Origin of the sequence: Citrobacter sp. Cb004 (assembly GCF_030337065.1) — a bacterium.
Classification (GTDB): domain Bacteria; phylum Pseudomonadota; class Gammaproteobacteria; order Enterobacterales; family Enterobacteriaceae; genus Citrobacter; species Citrobacter braakii.
In genome coordinates, this window is record NZ_JAOWCH010000061.1 from 148,610 (window position 1) to 166,794 (window position 18,185).

At 52.3% G+C, this 18,185-nt stretch carries 18 protein-coding genes and 1 riboswitch; of the genes, 5 read left to right on the forward strand and 13 right to left on the reverse strand.

The window, feature by feature from the left end:
- Positions 1-92: 92 nt before the first annotated feature.
- Genes OGV65_RS14355 through OGV65_RS14365 form a run of 3 tightly spaced genes read left to right on the forward strand, consistent with a single transcriptional unit; the run spans position 93 to position 3,054 of the window.
- A complete protein-coding gene (locus OGV65_RS14355) occupies positions 93-854 on the forward strand; it encodes an endonuclease/exonuclease/phosphatase family protein (RefSeq protein WP_153690577.1) in 762 nt (253 codons plus the stop codon).
- The gene (clsB, locus tag OGV65_RS14360; RefSeq protein WP_200079517.1) at positions 851-2,092 is read left to right on the forward strand and encodes a cardiolipin synthase ClsB; all 1,242 of its coding nucleotides are present in this window, start codon (positions 851-853) and stop codon (positions 2,090-2,092) included. Before OGV65_RS14355 ends, clsB begins: the two co-directional genes overlap by 4 nt.
- Positions 2,092-3,054: a lysylphosphatidylglycerol synthase domain-containing protein gene (locus OGV65_RS14365; protein ID WP_016152350.1), complete on the forward strand. Its 963-nt coding sequence runs from the start codon at positions 2,092-2,094 to the stop codon at positions 3,052-3,054. Before clsB ends, OGV65_RS14365 begins: the two co-directional genes overlap by 1 nt.
- A 39-nt stretch (positions 3,055-3,093) precedes the next feature.
- Here the strand turns inward: OGV65_RS14365 and OGV65_RS14370 are convergent, their stop codons facing one another.
- From OGV65_RS14370 to moaA, 6 genes are all read right to left on the reverse strand, one after another.
- Positions 3,094-3,798: a Bax inhibitor-1/YccA family protein gene (locus OGV65_RS14370; protein WP_003831536.1), complete on the reverse strand. Its 705-nt coding sequence runs from the start codon at positions 3,796-3,798 to the stop codon at positions 3,094-3,096.
- 41 nt (positions 3,799-3,839) lie between these two features.
- The gene (gene moaE / locus OGV65_RS14375; RefSeq protein ID WP_046274634.1) at positions 3,840-4,292 is read right to left on the reverse strand and encodes a molybdopterin synthase catalytic subunit MoaE; all 453 of its coding nucleotides are present in this window, start codon (positions 4,290-4,292) and stop codon (positions 3,840-3,842) included.
- Position 4,293: 1 nt separating this feature from the next.
- Positions 4,294-4,539 (reverse strand): molybdopterin synthase sulfur carrier subunit, encoded by a 246-nt coding sequence (gene moaD, locus OGV65_RS14380; RefSeq protein ID WP_016152348.1) that lies wholly within the window; start codon positions 4,537-4,539, stop codon positions 4,294-4,296.
- Complete coding sequence (gene moaC / locus OGV65_RS14385) at positions 4,532-5,017, reverse strand: cyclic pyranopterin monophosphate synthase MoaC (RefSeq protein ID WP_003035188.1); 486 nt, start codon at positions 5,015-5,017, stop codon at positions 4,532-4,534. Before moaC ends, moaD begins: the two co-directional genes overlap by 8 nt.
- 2 nt (positions 5,018-5,019) lie before the next feature.
- Entirely contained in the window at positions 5,020-5,532 is a 513-nt protein-coding gene (gene moaB, locus OGV65_RS14390; protein ID WP_016152347.1) for a molybdenum cofactor biosynthesis protein B, read from the reverse strand.
- A 19-nt stretch (positions 5,533-5,551) separates the two neighbouring features.
- Positions 5,552-6,541, reverse strand: a complete 990-nt coding sequence (moaA, locus tag OGV65_RS14395; RefSeq protein ID WP_016152346.1) for a GTP 3',8-cyclase MoaA — start codon at positions 6,539-6,541, stop codon at positions 5,552-5,554.
- Positions 6,529-6,674: riboswitch (molybdenum cofactor riboswitch) on the reverse strand. It overlaps the preceding gene by 13 nt.
- Before the next feature lie 392 nt (positions 6,675-7,066).
- Here moaA and yvcK point away from each other — a divergent pair.
- A complete protein-coding gene (gene yvcK / locus OGV65_RS14400; RefSeq protein ID WP_016152345.1) occupies positions 7,067-7,975 on the forward strand; it encodes a uridine diphosphate-N-acetylglucosamine-binding protein YvcK in 909 nt (302 codons plus the stop codon).
- 64 nt (positions 7,976-8,039) lie between these two features.
- Here the strand turns inward: yvcK and nhaC are convergent, their stop codons facing one another.
- The 3 genes from nhaC to uvrB all read right to left on the reverse strand — a co-directional run bounded on the left by nhaC (position 8,040) and on the right by uvrB (position 13,071).
- A complete protein-coding gene (nhaC, locus tag OGV65_RS14405) occupies positions 8,040-9,506 on the reverse strand; it encodes a Na+/H+ antiporter NhaC (RefSeq protein ID WP_286455098.1) in 1,467 nt (488 codons plus the stop codon).
- Between the two features lie 15 nt (positions 9,507-9,521).
- Entirely contained in the window at positions 9,522-10,733 is a 1,212-nt protein-coding gene (locus OGV65_RS14410) for a trans-sulfuration enzyme family protein (RefSeq protein WP_047501285.1), read from the reverse strand.
- Positions 10,734-11,049: 316 nt separating this feature from the next.
- Positions 11,050-13,071: an excinuclease ABC subunit UvrB gene (gene uvrB / locus OGV65_RS14415; protein WP_016152344.1), complete on the reverse strand. Its 2,022-nt coding sequence runs from the start codon at positions 13,069-13,071 to the stop codon at positions 11,050-11,052.
- Positions 13,072-13,841: 770 nt separating this feature from the next.
- Between uvrB and OGV65_RS14420 the strand changes: the two genes are divergently transcribed.
- Entirely contained in the window at positions 13,842-14,564 is a 723-nt protein-coding gene (locus tag OGV65_RS14420) for an ATP-binding cassette domain-containing protein (protein ID WP_047359446.1), read from the forward strand.
- Here OGV65_RS14420 and bioD read toward each other — a convergent pair.
- Genes bioD through bioB form a run of 4 tightly spaced genes read right to left on the reverse strand, consistent with a single transcriptional unit; the run spans position 14,530 to position 18,154 of the window.
- The gene (gene bioD / locus OGV65_RS14425) at positions 14,530-15,228 is read right to left on the reverse strand and encodes a dethiobiotin synthase (protein ID WP_286455099.1); all 699 of its coding nucleotides are present in this window, start codon (positions 15,226-15,228) and stop codon (positions 14,530-14,532) included. The two genes, OGV65_RS14420 and bioD, sit on opposite strands and share 35 nt — an antisense overlap.
- Complete coding sequence (gene bioC / locus OGV65_RS14430; RefSeq protein ID WP_181632741.1) at positions 15,221-15,976, reverse strand: malonyl-ACP O-methyltransferase BioC; 756 nt, start codon at positions 15,974-15,976, stop codon at positions 15,221-15,223. Before bioC ends, bioD begins: the two co-directional genes overlap by 8 nt.
- The gene (bioF, locus tag OGV65_RS14435; protein WP_286455100.1) at positions 15,960-17,117 is read right to left on the reverse strand and encodes an 8-amino-7-oxononanoate synthase; all 1,158 of its coding nucleotides are present in this window, start codon (positions 17,115-17,117) and stop codon (positions 15,960-15,962) included. The genes bioC and bioF overlap by 17 nt, the downstream gene beginning before the upstream one ends.
- Positions 17,114-18,154: a biotin synthase BioB gene (gene bioB / locus OGV65_RS14440; RefSeq protein ID WP_029139462.1), complete on the reverse strand. Its 1,041-nt coding sequence runs from the start codon at positions 18,152-18,154 to the stop codon at positions 17,114-17,116. The genes bioF and bioB overlap by 4 nt, the downstream gene beginning before the upstream one ends.
- Between the last annotated feature and the right edge of the window lie 31 nt (positions 18,155-18,185).

Consider the following 18,185-nt stretch of genomic DNA (forward strand, 5'->3'; position numbering starts at 1 on the left):
TACCGGACTTTACGGAAAATTCCGCAACACCGCATCTTTTTGTGACGACGACTACACTATTTTATTTAGGAAGTGACGCCAACGGGAGGCTCATGAGCGGATCGGGAGTTCAATTTTCATTCAATGTGCTCACCATTAATACTCACAAAGGGTTCACCGCCTTCAACCGGCGTTTTATTTTGCCTGAGCTACGGGAGGCTGTCAGAACGGTCGGGGCAGATATTGTGTGCCTGCAGGAAGTCATGGGCGCGCACGATGCTCACTCGCTGCAGATTGAGAACTGGCCGGATACCACCCACTACGAATTTCTGGCGGACACCATGTGGAGCGACTTCGCCTACGGGCGTAACGCCGTGTACCCGCAAGGGCATCACGGTAACGCGGTGCTGTCGCGTTATCCCATTGAACATTATGAAAATCGCGATGTGTCCGTCGGCGCGAGTGAAAAGCGCGGGGTCCTCTACTGCCGCATCGTGCCGCCAATGCTCTCGCACCCAATCCATGTCATGTGCGTGCATCTCGGTTTGCGTGAAGCACACCGTCAGGCCCAGCTCGCTATGCTGGCTGGCTGGGTCAATGCCCTGCCCGACGCGGAGCCCGTGGTGATCGCCGGAGATTTTAACGACTGGCGGCAAACGGCCAATCACCCGTTGAAAGCCAGGGCCGGCCTTGACGAGATTTTTACCCGCGCCCACGGTCGCCCGGCGCGGACGTTTCCGGTGCATTTTCCCCTGCTGCGTCTGGACAGGATCTACGTGAAAAACGCGAATGCCAGTACTCCAACGACGCTGGCGCTGCGTCACTGGCGACATTTGTCCGATCATGCCCCCCTGAGTGCGGAGATTCATTTATGAAAAATGGCTGGCGTGAAGGCAATCAAATTCAACTGCTGGAAAATGGCGATCAATACTATCCTGCCGTCTTTGACGCCATTGCACAGGCACAGAAAAAAATTATCCTTGAGACTTTTATCTGGTTTGAAGATGCGGTCGGAAAACAGCTGCATGCCGCCTTGCTCGGAGCCGCCCAGCGCGGAATCAAAGCAGAGGTGCTGCTGGACGGTTACGGTTCGCCGGATCTTAGCGACAGTTTTGTCGAAGAGTTGACCGTAGCTGGCGTTATTTTCCGCTACTACGATCCGCGCCCGCGTCTGTTCGGTATGCGCACCAATCTCTTTCGCCGTATGCATCGCAAAATTGTGGTCATTGATGATCGTGTTGCCTTTGTCGGCGGTATTAATTATTCCGCTGAACACATGTCTGATTACGGTCCCGAGGCCAAGCAGGATTACGCCGTTCGCGTGGAAGGTCCAGTCGTGGCCGACATCCTGAAATTCGTGCTGGATAACTTACCGGGACAGAGCGCCGTACGACGCTGGTGGCGACGTCATCACCGGGCAATTGAGAATCATCGGCCTGGCGAAGCGCAGGCGCTGTTTGTCTGGCGCGATAACGAAGAGCATCGCGATGATATTGAACGCCACTATTTGAAAATGCTGACCCAGGCCCGGCGGGAAGTGATCATTGCCAATGCCTATTTCTTTCCGGGTTATCGCCTGCTGCATGCCCTACGAAAAGCTGCGCGACGCGGCGTTCGGGTAAAACTCATCGTCCAGGGTGAACCGGATATGCCGATTGTGAAAGTGGGTGCCCGCCTGCTTTATAACTATCTGGTTAAAGGCGGCGTCCATGTCTATGAATACCGGCGTAAGCCCCTGCATGGTAAAGTCGCGCTGATGGACGATCATTGGGCGACGGTAGGTTCCAGCAATCTCGACCCGCTCAGTCTGTCGCTCAATCTGGAGGCAAATCTTATTATTCATGACCGCACGTTTAACCAGACCCTGCGTGACAACCTGAACCCCATTATTGCGCAGGACTGCAAGCGAGTTGATGAATCAATGCTGCCAAAACGTACCTGGTGGAACCTGACCAAAAGCGTGCTGGCCTTCCACTTTTTACGCCACTTCCCGGCGCTGGTCGGCTGGCTACCGGCGCACACCCCGCATCTGGCCGAGGTAGAACCACCCGCACAGCCAACTCTGGAAACCCAGGATCGTATTCCAACTGAGGATGCAGGAGGGGAAACCTGATGCCAAAAAACCACCGACGCTGGCGCTTAGCGAAAAAGATCCTCACATGGCTATTTTTTATTGCGGTCATCGTATTGCTGGTCGTTTATGCCAGCAAGGTCAACTGGCAGGAAGTGTGGACGGTAATCCGCGATTACAATCGGATCGCCCTGCTCAGCGCCGTAGGGCTGGTGATCGTCAGTTATTTACTTTACGGCTGCTATGACCTGCTCGGGCGCTACTACTGTGGGCACAAGCTGGCAAAACGCCAGGTCATGCTGGTGTCGTTTATCTGCTACGCCTTCAACCTGACGTTAAGCACATGGGTGGGCGGTATTGGGATGCGTTATCGTCTCTACTCGCGTCTCGGATTACCGGGGAGCACAATTACGCGAATTTTTTCACTGAGCATTACCACTAACTGGCTGGGCTATATTCTGCTGGGCGGTTTTATTTTCACCTTCGGCGTCGTTGAACTGCCCGCGCACTGGTATATCGATGAAGGTACGCTACGCCTCTTAGGCATTGCGCTGCTGCTGATGATTGTTGTTTATCTGTGGTTTTGCGCTTTCGCTAAACATCGCCACATCACTATCAAGGGCCAAAAACTGGTGCTGCCCTCCTGGAAATTTGCCCTCGCGCAAATGGCGATATCCGGTACTAACTGGATGGTAATGGGGGCGATTATCTGGCTGTTGCTGGGTCAGAATATCAACTATTTCTTCGTGCTGGGCGTACTACTGGTGAGCAGTATTGCCGGTGTTATCGTGCATATTCCGGCGGGGATTGGCGTGCTGGAGGCGGTCTTTATGGCGCTGCTGGCAGGAGAGAACACCTCTCAGGGGACAATCATTGCCGCCCTGCTCGCGTATCGCGTGCTGTACTATTTTATTCCGCTGCTGCTGGCGCTGATGTGCTATTTGCTGCTGGAGAGTCGGGCGAAAAAGTTGCGGGTAAAAAACGAGAAGGCGATGGCGAAATGATTCACCGGATGGCGGCTTACGCCATCCGGCAACAGAAAATTAACGACGATTGCCGAAGATACGCAGCAGCATCAGGAACAGGTTGATGAAGTCCAGATACAGCGTTAAGGCCCCAAGAATTGCGTATTTACGCAGATTGGAGCTGTCACGCAGGTCGATCTGCTCACCGATGTTTTTCAGCTTCTGCGTGTCATAAGCGGTCAGGCCGACAAACACAATCACCCCAATATAGGTCACCGCCCACATCAGCGCTTCGCTCTTCAGCCAGAAGTTAACCAGCGAGGCCAGCACAATACCGATCAGCGCCATAAACAGCATATTGCCGAAACCGCTGAGATCGCGTTTGGTGGTGTAGCCGTACAAACTCATGATCCCGAACATCCCGCCGGTGACCACGAAGGTGCTGGCGATAGACGAGTAGGTATAGACGATAAAAATGCTTGATAGCGTCAGCCCGGTTAATGCCGAATAGAGCATAAACAGCGTGGTCGCCATTCCCGCGCTGAGCCTTTGCACCATGCCGGACAGGACGAACACCAGCGCTAGCTGGGCGATGATCAGTCCAAAGAAGGTGATTTTGCTGGAGAAGACAAACATCATCACCGCGGGCGTATTTGCTGCATACCAGGCGATAAACGCCGTCAGCAACAATCCGCAGGTCATCCAGCCGTACACCTGCGCCATATACGTTTGCAGGCCGGAACGGGCCTGTACAATAGAATCGGATCGTGGGAATCGGTCCATGACAATCTCCTGAATCAGTATGAGCCTACACCAATTGTACTCTACCAGCGTTTTGCTGCTAGCTTATCGCTGTCGCGGGCATCAACCCAGCGCTCACCTTCTGGCGTGGCCTCGCGCTTCCAGAACGGTGCGCGGGTTTTCAGATAATCCATAATGAACTGCCCGGCATCAAACGCGCTGCTGCGATGCGCACTGGTCACGCCAACAAAAACGATTTCGTCACCCGGCCACAGTTCGCCAATGCGATGAATGACCGTTACTCGTCCCAGCGGCCAGCGCGCACGCGCTTCGTCGACAATCTCCGCCAGCGCTTTTTCGGTCATTCCCGGATAGTGTTCCAGCGTTAACGCCTGCACGCTATCGCCGAGATTGTGATTGCGGACTTTACCGGTGAAAGTGACCACCGCGCCATCTTCATCGCGTTCGGCCAGCCAGGGATACTCATCCCCGACGCTGAACGGCGCATGACCAACAACAATTCGCGTTTCAGCCATCTTAGCCTCCGGTTACCGGTGGGAAGAAAGCCACTTCGTCACCCGCATTAAGGGGATGGTCAAAACTGACCAGCGTCTGGTTTACCGCTGCCAGCAGCTTGCCGTCTTCCAGCGCCAACGCCCAGCGATCGCTTTTTGCCGCAAGACTCCGGCGCAGCGCTTCTACCGTTGCAAACTCAGCGGCGACCTCTATGGCATCCGTGTTCACCAATTCCCGTACCTGAGCAAAGAAAAGAACCTTAATCATGCGCATCCACCTTAAAATCTCCCGATTTGCCGCCGCTTTTAGCCAGCAGACGCACCGGACCAATCACCATATCCTTTTGCACCGCTTTGCACATATCGTAGATGGTCAACGCTGCCACGGAGGCCGCCGTTAACGCTTCCATTTCGACGCCGGTTTTCCCGGTCAGGCGACACAGCGTTTCAATGCGTACGCGGTTGTGTTCCGGCTCGGCGTGCAGATTAACTTCAACCTTGCTCAACATCAGCGGATGGCACAGCGGGATAAGATCCCAGGTCCGTTTGGCGGCCTGAATACCGGCAATACGCGCCGTGGCGAAAACGTCTCCCTTATGGTGGCTGCCGTCGATAATCATCGCCAGCGTTTCGCTACGCATGGTCACGAATGCTTCTGCACGCGCCTCGCGTACGGTTTCCGCTTTGGCGGAGACATCCACCATATGCGCTTCGCCAGCGGCGTTAATATGAGTCAGTTGCGACATACTTATTTCTTCAAATGTGGGTGGAAATTACACGGACGCGTACGGGCATCGAGCTGCGGCGCAATGATATTTTCCCATGCGGTACGACACGCCTTAGTCGACCCCGGCATGGCGAAAATCAGCGTTTTGTTGGCCACTCCGGCAATCGCCCGGGATTGCAGCGTCGCGGTGCCAATCTCTTCAAACGACAGCATACGGAATACTTCACCAAACCCTTCGACTTCTCTGTCGAACAGCGGTTGCAGCGCTTCTGGCGCCTGGTCTCCTTCGGTTAAGCCCGTGCCGCCTGTAATGAGCACAACCTGCACATCCTCACTGGCAATCCATGCAGAAACCTGGGCGCGAATGGCGTAGCGGTTCTCTTTGACGATCGCCTTGTCGACAATCTGATGACCCGCCTCTTGCGCCGAGTCACGCAGATAATGGCCGGAGGTGTCATCTTCTTCGCCGCGACGGTTGGAAACAGTAAGAATAGCAATGCGTGTCGGGATAAATTCAGCGCTTACCTGACTCATGAAAAACTCCTTTTAGCGATCAGCCGCCAATGTAAGATAAGTTTTGCGTAATACCGGTATTGTTCTGATGCAGGAAATGAGTCTGCTTTTTCTCCAGCAGCGCGGCTGAAATGCGTTCTTCCAGCGCCGACTGCTGAGCGTCATCTTCCAGCAAATCACGCAGGCTTACGCCGCCTTCACCAAATAAACACAGATGCAGTTTGCCGACAGAGGAAACGCGCAGACGATTGCAGGTGGCGCAGAAGTCTTTCTCATAAGGCATGATCAGACCAATTTCACCAGCATAGTCAGGATGACAGAAAACCTGAGCCGGACCGTCGCTGCGCTGTCGGATCTGGTGGATCCAGCCGCGACGCAACAGCTCATCACGCAGGACCTGGCCTGAGATATGGTGTTTACGGAAGAGAGAGCTGCCCTCGCCCGTTTCCATCAGTTCAATAAAGCGTAGTTGGATAGGACGGGGCTGAACCCACGCCAGGAAGGTGTCCAGTTGATGATGGTTTACGTCGCGCATCAGCACGGTATTGACTTTCACTTTTTCAAAACCCGCATCAAAGGCGGCGTCAATGCCTGCCATCACCTGCTGAAATTTGTCCTGCCCGGTAATGGCGTGAAACTGACGGGCATCGAGGCTGTCGACGCTGACGTTAAGTGCGGTCAGTCCGGCATCGCGCCAGGCAGCAGCATCACGCGCCAGACGATAACCATTAGTGGTCACCGCAATCTGACGGATGGCGTGGTTTTCGCGCACGGCGGCGATAATGTCGGTAAAGTCGCGACGCAATGAAGGTTCGCCCCCTGTCAGACGCACTTTTTCCGTTCCCAGACTGGCGAACGCGCGCGTAACGCGGCGAATTTCATCAACGGTCAAAAAGCCGTTATTGGTGACACCGCCGGGCTTATAGCCATCCGGCAGGCAGTAGGTGCAACGAAAGTTACACACATCGGTAATCGACAAACGTAAGTAGTAAAACTTACGTGCGAAAGCATCGGTAAGTTGAGAGCCCATGTACACCTTTCCAAATACGGGAGACGTAGTCATTTCTTCCTACGCCCTGGTGACAAACTTATTCAAGTATTGTCACGGCCAAAGCACCGTATCATTTGACCCAGGTGCAGAGGCTAGAGTGTTTATTCTCGTCATACTTCAAATTGCAGAAGCGTGGGCTTTATTCGTTCACCCCAGTCACGTACTTATGTCCGCTTACGGGGGATTCTCTCCCTCACTGCCTTCCTGCAACTCAAATTATTCAGAGTACATTGTGGTTATGCCGATACTAGCGTGTAAATGACGCTTTTGCCATGTACACTTTCGCTGTATAAATACATATATAGCGACATGATCGTGCAATTTCGCTACAGAATAAGCAAAAACCACAGTTTTGCATTGATATACATCATCTTGCCAGCAGGTGAATCTCGTCAGAAAGGAGTAGATCGCAGAAAAAAATTACGTCAGATTCCGCCTGGATAATTGCTGAAAACACACTATTTACGTTACTGTAGCGCCGATCAATTGATATCAGGAAAATATATGCGCACTCGCACGCTGGCAGATCTGGACCGCGTTGTCGCTCTCGGCGGAGGGCATGGACTGGGACGCGTTCTCTCCTCTCTTTCCCCTTTAGGTTCACGCCTGACAGGGATCGTCACCACGACCGATAACGGCGGGTCGACAGGTCGTATTCGTCGCTCTGAAGGAGGGATTGCCTGGGGAGACATGCGTAACTGTCTGAACCAGTTAATTACTCAACCCAGCGTTGCATCCGCCATGTTTGAGTATCGTTTTGGCGGTAATGGTGAGCTTTCCGGGCATAACCTCGGAAATCTGATGTTAAAGGCGCTCGATCACCTCAGTGTGCGGCCTCTGGAAGCCATCAATTTAATTCGTAGTCTGCTGAAAGTTGACGCGCATTTAATTCCGATGTCGGAGCTGCCGGTGGATCTGATGGCTATCGACGATCAGGGACATGAAGTCTATGGCGAAGTGAATATCGATCAGCTCACCATCCCGCCTCAGGAACTGATGCTGTCGCCAAAAGTCCCCACCACGCGGGAGGCAGTTGAAGCTATCGCCGAAGCGGATTTGATTTTGATCGGACCCGGCAGTTTTTACACCAGCCTGATGCCGCTCCTGCTGCTCGACGAATTGGCGCAGGCATTACGTCGCACACCTGCCCCAATGGTCTACATCGGCAATCTGGGTCGTGAATTAAGCCTGCCAGCAGCCAGCCTGACGCTTAACGATAAGCTGGCAATCATTGAACAGTACGTTGGCAGGAAAGTGATTGATGCGGTGGTTGTAGGCCCGAAAGTGGATGTATCCACCGTTACCGACCGCGTTGTTATTCAGGAAGTGCTGGAAGCCAGCGACATTCCCTACCGCCATGACCGCCAGCTATTGCATTACGCGCTGGAGAAAGCGGTACAGGCGCTGGGGTAATACCAAGTGCGTGATTAGCATACAATCCTCATCGTAACGAGGATTGTACTTGTAGCTTACTGCATTAACCTCTCAGCACAGGTACCTGCTCGGCGGATATTGGCTCTTCGTATCTTGTGCCAAAATTAGACCACCGGGCAAGAATGGCAAAGAATACGGCCATAACCAGGCAACTTAAATTGAACAAAACCCAGGGTGCATAATCCAGCGTCGCCACCCCCAGCGTTTTCGCCATGAACATACCAGATATTGTCCAAGGGAAAAGCCCTTCTAGTAGCGTGGCTCCAGACTCCATTGATCGGGACATATTAACCATATGCAATTTTTTGTTTTTAAAACAAGGATCATAAATATTCTTCACCAGAAAGAAACTGATGACTGCATTGCCAGTGCAGGCAACTAATAAAGAACTTGTGAACATTGTCGCCAACAAAGTACTGGTCACCGTTTTTAATTTCTGAACCAGTCGCCCAAGCAGTACATTAAGGCCACCAGAAACATCAAGTGCCGAAGCGAACATAAATGCACAAAGCATAACCACAATTGGGCTAACCATTGAATACATACCGCCACGATTAAGCAATATATTAATATTTTTAGTCGTAGATTCATTCATCGCGACATCTGAAAAATTGCTGATCATATTGGTATTAAAGCCATTAATCGATGCTTGAACGAGGTCCATCATGGTAAACGGCTGAAAAATTGCGCATATTGCCAGAGCAAAAAAAGAAGATGCGATCAAAACAATAATGGTATCCCATTTTTTTATCGCACCAATAAAGACCAGCAATGTCGGTAATATTAATAAAGGGTTAAGCCAGAATAATGAGTTTAGCGCTTTTTTCATGACCGGGATAGTATCTAGTTGGATTGAATTTACCACATTTAAATCTAACCCCGCGATATAAAACCCCAGGCAGGCAAACAAAAAAGCAGGAACCGATGTATACAACATATTTCTAATACTTTGATAAAGCTCAGCCCCCGCAGCTAACGCGGCCATGTTTGTGGTATCTGATAAAGGAGATAATTTATCACCAAAATAGGCACCGGAGATAACGGCTCCAGCAGTAATCGGCAATGACACATTCATCGCCGACGCAACGGCAACCAACGCCACACCAATTGTTCCTGCGGAACCCCATGAAGTGCCTGTAAATGTCGAGATGCAAACCGTCACTAAAAAAGCTGTAAGATATAAGTAAGCTGGGTTGATAATTTCCAGGCCATAATAGACCATTAACGGAATGGTACCACTAACCATCCAGCATCCAATCAACATACCGATCGACAGTAGAATTAACATTGCAGGGACGGCATCTTTTATTTTTTCTATAAAAGTCTGGAGAATTTCCTTCCAGCCCGCGCCATAGTATCTGGCAAAAAAACCTGTAATAATCGTAATAACAATTAAGATAAATTCAACTGGGTAATTTAAAACCCCAATACCTATAAAGAAAACCAGGAAAATAGCCACTAATAACATCAATGCTGCATAAAAGCTCGGTTGCTTATTTGTGCTTACCATGTTATTTTCCCGCTATTAATATGTTTTTATAGAATCAAACGCATTCTCTAAGTCCGCAATTAACATCTCTGGAGATTCCTGTCCAATTGAAATCCTAATTAAACCAGGCGCCATCCCATCTTTGCATATTACATCCTGGTTATAACCGCGATTTGGAGAAATAATCAGGCTTTCATATCCCCCCCAACTGCACCCCGGTTTGAAAATTCTACAACTATCAATAATGGCTTTAACTTTTTCAAAACTGCCATCTTTAAGTTCAAAACTAATGAGACCAGAAGTACCAAACATTTGTTGTGAAACAATTTCACGTTGTTTTGCATCTGCCATAAGGGGGTGACAGATATTCTCAACCTCTGCTCTGCTATTGAGAAAAGTAAGAATTGCATAGGTATTATTCTGATGTTGTCTCATGCGCAGCGGCAACGTTCGTAAACCGCGAATCACTAGCCATGCACTATCCGGGGCCAGCACTGCGCCAAGAAGCTGATGTGAAAAATCACGAATAATATCAAGATAGACTTTTGCGCCTACCACAGCACCCGCCGTTAAATCACTGTGACCGCCGATATATTTAGTACAAGAGTGGAGCACTAAATCGAAACCAAGAGTCAATGGCTTTTGGAAGAGTGGCGTAGCCCATGTATTATCAATGGCAGTAATAATATTATTCTCTTTCGCCAACTCTGCTATCATCTGCAGATCCACAACTCGCATGGTCATTGTTCCTGGGGATTCCGTGTATATCATGCGAGTATTCGGCTTTATTTTCTGCCGAATATCCTCGACATCGCCACTGAGAACAATGTCATAGTCAATACCAAAGCGTTGTTGCATTTGCTTCACCAGCACAACTGTTGGACCATAAACATTATTCACCAGAATAATATGGTCACCACTTTTCAGCAGGCCAAACAATGTTGCGCTTATCGCGCCCATGCCCGATCCAAAAACTTTGCAGGCCGCGCCACGCTCCAACGCTGCCAGTTTATGCTCTAACAGTTCCGTTGTTGGGTTAAGCCCCCGGGAATAGATGTAACGTTCAGCTTCGTGCTGCATATCATCACAGTATTGCTGATAGCTCTGCTGCACAAACAGACTGGTTTTTACTAGCGGAGGGCTGACTGCACCAAAATTTTTCTGGTGTTGTTCACCAACTCCAGAACATATCATGGCGTCCTGAACGGCATAATCATTCTCAGCGTAATTGCATATTATCTCTTTCATAATTTTCCTTTATATTTTCGTCAGGGAAATTTCTATAACAGGACAATTATAAAAAAAAGGAACAATGACAGCCTTTTGCTTGCTGCCAAAATGCTGAAAGAATCGTCAGAAATGTAAAGAATAAAACGATGAGATTCACAAAGCTGAAAAACAAAAATCAATTCAGCAAAGAATCAATTAGAGTGAGTGCATTAATTTTAAGAATTATAAATGGCAATAGAAAAACGAATAATATAATTATAAATGATAATACATTCTGTATTTTTCCAATCGCCATGGCATTTACGCGATGGCGAATTGGAAAGTGGAAACAATCTTACGATGCCGCGATAAACAACTCGCGCAGCTGATGCAACTGGTCGCGGATTGTCGCAGCCTCTTCAAATTCAAGATTCTGCGCATGCTGCATCATCTGCCCTTCCAGCTCATGAATCTTCTGCTGCAGCGCTTTTGGCGTCATATCCAGTTCGACAATTTCAGACTTCGCGCCTGCGCGTGACTTCCCTTTGCCTTTCGCCTTAGTCTTCGCAATATTCTGACCCAGCGCCAGAATATCGACCACTTTCTTGTTCAGCCCCTGCGGCGTAATACCGTGTTCTTCGTTGTAGAGCTGCTGTTTCTCACGACGGCGTTCAGTTTCACCTATCGCCTTAGCCATTGAGGCGGTAATTTTGTCACCGTAGAGAATAGCCTTCCCGTTGATATTACGCGCCGCACGGCCGATGGTCTGAATAAGCGAACGTTCAGAACGCAGGAACCCTTCTTTGTCTGCGTCCAGAATCGCCACCAGTGAGACCTCAGGCATGTCCAGACCCTCACGTAACAGGTTGATACCCACCAGCACGTCAAACTCGCCCAGACGCAGGTCACGAATGATTTCCATACGTTCCACGGTATCGATGTCTGAGTGCAGATAGCGCACCCGCTCACCGTGCTCTTCAAGGTATTCGGTGAGATCCTCTGCCATCCGTTTCGTGAGCGTAGTGACCAGCACACGTTCGTTAATCGCCGCACGGATGCGGATCTCAGACAGCAGATCGTCAACCTGCGTCGCCACCGGGCGTACCTCAATGATCGGATCCAGCAGGCCGGTCGGTCGTACTACCTGATCGACGACGTCATCACCGGATTTCTCCAGCTCATAGTTGCCCGGCGTCGCTGAGACGTAGATGGTCTGCGGGGCCAGCGCTTCAAACTCTTCAAATTTAAGCGGACGGTTATCCAGCGCCGACGGTAGACGGAATCCGTATTCGACCAGAGTCTCTTTACGCGCCCGGTCACCACGATACATACCGCCAATTTGCGGGATAGTGACGTGGGATTCATCCACCACCAGCAGGCCGTCGGCAGGCAGGTAATCAAACAGCGTCGGCGGCGGCTCGCCGGGGCCACGCCCGGACAGATAGCGGGAGTAGTTTTCAATCCCCGAGCAGTAACCCAGCTCATTCATCATTTCCAGATCGAACTGCGTACGTTGACTTAGCCGCTGTTCTTCCAGCAGTTTGTTATTTGCCAGCAGGACCTTACGCCGCTCTGCCAGCTCCACTTTGATTTCTTCCATCGCCTGCACGATACGTTCGCGCGGCGTCACGTAGTGCGTTTTAGGATAGATGGTGTAGCGCGAAATCGTGGATTCAACCTGCCCGGTAAGCGGGTCAAACAGCGATAAACGTTCGACCTCTTCATCAAACAGTTCCACGCGCAGCGCAATGTCGTCGGATTCAGCCGGGAAAATGTCGATCACTTCACCACGCACGCGGAAGGTTCCGCGCTGAAATGCCTGATCGTTGCGGGTATATTGCAGTTCCGCCAGGCGGCGCAGGATCGCACGCTGGTCGATAATCATCCCCACCGTCAGATGCAGCATCATTTTCAGATACAGATCCGGATCGCCCAAACCATAGATAGCGGAAACTGACGCGACGACGACGACATCCCGACGTTCCAGCAGCGCTTTGGTCGCCGACAGACGCATCTGCTCAATATGTTCGTTAACCGAGGCATCCTTCTCGATGAAGGTGTCAGAACTTGGTACGTAGGCTTCCGGTTGATAATAGTCGTAGTAGGAGACGAAATACTCCACCGCGTTATCCGGGAAGAACTCTTTCATCTCACCGTACAACTGCGCGGCCAGCGTCTTATTGGGAGCCAGCACCATGGTAGGCCGCTGCAAGTCCGCAATTACGTTAGCGATGGTGAATGTCTTCCCCGAGCCCGTCACCCCCAGCAGCGTCTGATGCGCCAGACCATCCTCCAGCCCTTCTTCCAGACGGCGAATAGCCTCAGGCTGATCGCCAGAGGGTTTAAAAGCGGAATTTAGTTTGAACGGTTTACTCATGAGCAGCTACCTGAAGCAATGGGCGGGCAGGTGTGTAATTTTACTCGCAGTCGTATATTTTGCCAGTAAAATATACTGGATGAAAAAACAGTAACGCACCAGAATATTTCTGATACGCCATCAGAATGACCGTGACCGCAGGCTAAAATTTGGGCTCAGACAAGATAAAACACCAGCAAAAACGTGTTATCCCCAAAGCAATGACTTTTTTAACATTTGTCAAGCTGCCCGATGAAAGTTTTGTGGCAACGCATGACACTTCTGCGACAGCCATTGATTTTATCTAAGATTCTGTAATTTAATGACTATTATCCCGAGCCGTCTTTCGCATCAATTTAGTCGCAGGCCGCGTCTTCTCTCGCTTACATTGTGTTTTCTAACTCTAATACACAAGGTTATCCACAGGAATAGTGGATAACTGCCTCCAGCCCGTATGGACTGTAGCCTGGCAAAAACGCCCTCACTCCCTTTTCCGGAGGGATAAAAAAAATTTATCGCTATTTTTTGATATTTATCAGCTAACGAAACGGCCTGGAATGGCCGGGATCTTGCTCGCATTTTCATCATTTTCTTGCCTGCACCATTACGACACCGCCAGGCACTGGCAATGTGCACAAAACAACGCCAGCCCTCCGGCCAGCCAGACGTTACCGCCTGCGCGGCACACTCTCCTGCTGTTTTTTGACCCCAATCCCTCTTCTGGCAAGAGAATTGCAATTTTCTTCCGACGACCTGTACGTGGGGCGGATAGCATCATGCTGGAGGAATCTATGTTGAGTCTTCGCGCAGTGAATCATTATTACGGTAATCAACACTCCCTATGGGATGTGGATCTCGACCTGCTGCCCGGTAAATGTACCGGTGTGTTGGGGCTTCCAGGGATGGGAAAGACTACACTGACCAATTGCATTATCGGCAATTTACCGATCGAAAGCGGCACCATGTTCTGGCATCAGGCTGGCGCACCACCGCGCGACCTGAGTCCCATTCCGGCGGCAAATCGCATCGCGCTGGGCATTAACTACGTTTCACAAGAGAGACGGATTTTTTCGCAATTGACGGTAGAGGAAAATCTGCATATTGCGCGCCAGGCGGTTGAGGAAAGCGAAACGATGAACAGCAGTGATATTTACCGCCTGTTTCCGCAGTTGTTCGTACTGCGTCAGGCCAAAGGGGCGGCATTATCGGAAGATGATCAGCACCAGCTTGCGCTCGCCAGCGCGCTGGTCACACGCCCGCGCCTGCTGATCCTCGATGAGCCCACGCGGGGAAGTGGCCAGGCATATATCCACAAGCTGGGGAACCTGGTGGTAAGGTTAAGCCAGGAGCTCGGCATCGCCATAATGCTCGCGGAGCAGAGCCTGCCGTTTATTCGTCGGGTCGCTGACTGCTACTGCCTGTTACACCGTGGGCGCAACGTGGCTCAGGGGCAAATCACACAGCTCAGCAACCCGCTAATCACCGACTGGGGGGCGCTACAGACAAAACGCTAAGATCGATATAACGTCCTGTCGATGCCCGCTCCGGCTCTTCTGCCAGCCAGGGAATTTCCCCCAGCAGCGGAGCCGCAAGCACACGCCTGAGCGTTGCCATATATTCAGCATGACGCTTGCCAGGTGGCGTCACATCATTGGCGACCCATCCGGCAAGCGTCAGCCCGGCCTGCTGCACCGCCTGGGCGGTCAGCACAGCGTGGTTGATGCAGCCGAGCTTAACGCCAACCACCAGAATAACCGGCAGCTGCTCTGTTTTCACCCAGTCAGCAAAACTCAGCGTTGGCGAAAGCGGCGTAAACCACCCTCCGGCACCTTCCACCAGCACCCAGTCAGCCTGTTGTTCCAGCGAGCGTAAACCCGCAGACATTACTGAGGCCTGAATGGGGCGACCTTCGTCCGCGCTGATGATATGCGGTGAGGTAGGTTCCGCGAAGGTATAGGGGTTGATAGCCGCATAGTCCACCGTCACAACGCTGTTGCGCTGTAATGCCAGGGCATCGCTATTGCGCAGACCTTCAACCGTCATTTCACTACCCGACGCCACTGGCTTATAGCCGACGGTTCGCAATCCCCTCTGCCCCGCCGCCTGTAGCAACGCGCAGCTGGCGATAGTTTTCCCCACTTCGGTATCCGTCCCGGTGACAAAAAAAGTGTTAGTCACGTTGAATCACTCCCAAAAATAGATGATAGGTCAGCGGATATTTCCCCTGCTGGCAGGGCCAGGCTAGCTGTAGCTGGCGCAACTGTGAGCGGGTGAGGACGCGCGGCTCGCGGCCATCATGCAAATGCGTCGCGCCAATGCCCTTCAGCGAGCGCATGGCGCTCAGCGCATCGTCAAACCACAGCGTGACGGCATGAGACTGGTATTCAACGTCCCACCCATGCAGGGCGTTTTCCAGTTGCTCCACGGGCAAAAAACGATTGGCGTGCTCCCGCTCATCAACCGCTCGCCACGCCTGACGAAGTTCCGGCATTGACCCCTGCGCCAGGGTACTAAACGCCACCGTCCCGCCAGGACGCACCACCCGGTAAAGCTCGCGTAACGCGCCGCGCAGATCGCTGCACCACTGTACGGCCAGATTGCTCCAGGCCAGGTCGAAAGTAGCAGCAACCTGCGGAATGGCTTCAATATCCGCCAGCAAATAACGATGGGCGACATCGTGACGCTGTGCTTCAGTCAGCATTTGCGCCGACAGATCCAGCGCGCAGACCTCGCTCCCCTGCTCCCGCCAGTAACGGCTCATACGCCCGGGTCCGCAGCCCGCATCTAAAACCTGAGAGAATGCCCGACCATCGAGTCGCGCCAGTAACGCATCGGCGCTCTGACGCTGGAGTTCCGCGTGTTGCTCATAGTGAGTAGCCGCACGACCAAACGCGGCAGCAATCGCCTGCTTATTGACCTGCGCCATGCAGCACCTCCAGTAAGCGATCGATATCCTGGACTTCATGCGCCTGGGTCAGCGTAAGCCGCAGCCTGGCCGTACCAACCGGCACCGTCGGTGGGCGAATAGCCGTCACCCAGCATCCCTGTTGACGTAATGCCTCCGCCAGCTGCAAGGCTTTATGATTGTCGCCCACGATCAGTGGCTGAATGGCGCTGTCGGACTGCGCCAGCGTTAAGTCCGGCGTATTCACCCCAGCGCGAAAACGCCGGATCAGCATCGCCAGTTTTTCTCTGCGCTCATCGCCTTCGCGGCTGCGGATCACCTCCAGCGCGGCGCGCAAGGCCTGGGCCTGCGCCGGAGGCATACTGGTGCTGTAGATCAGATGACGGGCAAACTGCAGCAGATAATCGGCCACGCTGTCTGAGCACAAGATTGCCGCGCCGCTGACGCCAAACCCTTTGCCAAACGTGACCACTAACAGCTCGGGTTTCACCTGCTGTCGGGAGCACGAACCGCGCCCTTCCTCACCGCTCACGCCAATCCCGTGCGCATCATCCACCAGCAACCACGCGCCCTGCCGCTCTGCTACCGCGTGAATTTCCGCCAGCGGTGCGCTATCGCCATCCATGCTGAACACACCTTCAGTGACCACGAGTTGTTGCCCCGGACAGGGGGTGGTCAGCAGACGTTCCAGATGTTGGGGATCGTTATGGATAAAGCGACGTAGCACGGCAGGGCTAAGGCTGGCAGCTTCCAGCAGTGAGGCATGGCTGAGCCGGTCAGCAACAATCCGGTCCTCTTTGCCCATCAGCGCGGCAATAACCGCCTGATTAGCGGCAAAACCGGAGATAAACAGTAGCGCCCGTGAATAGCCGAGCCATTGCGCCAGCTCATCCTCCAACGCCTGATGAGCAACGGAATAACCGCTGACATGACCCGAGCCGCCGCTGCCGACGCCAAAACGCTCAGCGCCTTGCTGCCACGCGCAGATAATATGCGGATGGTGGCTTAAGCCAAGGTAGTCGTTGCTGGAAAAATTCAGGTATTGGCGACCGTCGGCCTGCAGCCAGCGACCGGCACCCTGCGTCACCGCATAGCGCCGACGCAACGCATCAGCACGACGACGCGCCGTTAACGCATCGTCTATTTTTTGCTGCCAGGTCATACGGTTGCCGCGTTGTAGTATTCGTCGGTATCTGGGGTACGCAGCGCCTGCTCCAGGCGTTGCTGCTGTTCGTTATCACCCGCCAGCACCGCCGTTTGCTGCGGATTGAGACCCAGTTTGCGAAACAACAGCAAATCCTTATCTTCGTTCGGGTTCGGCGTGGTCAGCAGTTTGCAGCCGTAGAAAATCGAGTTAGCCCCGGCCATAAAGCACATCGCCTGGGTTTGTTCGTTCATCTGCTCGCGTCCGGCTGAAAGACGGACATATGAAGTCGGCATCATGATCCGCGCCACGGCGATAGTACGAATAAAATCAAAGGCATCCACATCGTCATTATCGGCAAGCGGCGTGCCTTTCACTTTCACCAGCATGTTGATCGGCACGCTTTCTGGCGGCGTTGGCAGATTCGCTAATTGCAGCAACAGACCCGCACGGTCGGTCACCGTTTCCCCCAGTCCCACAATCCCGCCGGAGCAAACTTTAATGCCCGCCTCACGCACTTTATCCAGCGTATCCAGGCGCTCCTGGTACGAACGGGTTGTGATGATATTGCCGTAGAATTCCGGCGAGGTGTCGAGGTTATGGTTGTAGTAGTCCAGACCCGCATTAGCCAGCCGCTGGGCCTGATTTTCGTTCAGCGTACCCAGCGTCATACACGCTTCCAGCCCCAGTTCTTTTACGCCCTGAACCATCTGTTCCAGGTAAGGCATGTCGCGTTCGTGTGGATTCTTCCACGCCGCGCCCATGCAAAACCGCGTTGAACCGGCCTGTTTCGCTTTACGCGCAGAGTCCAGTACCTGTTCAACCTCCATCAAACGTTCCGTTTCCAGACCGGTTTTATAGCGGGAGCTTTGCGGGCAGTATTTGCAGTCTTCCGGGCAGGCACCGGTCTTAATCGACAGCAGCGTACTGACCTGAACCTGCCGCGGATCAAAGTGCTGACGGTGAACCTGCTGCGCTTCAAACAGCAGATCCAACAGCGGTTTTTCAAATAATTCGGTGACTTGCGACATTGTCCAGCGAGAAGAATGAGCCATATTGGTATACGTTTCGTTATGAGTTTGGTGT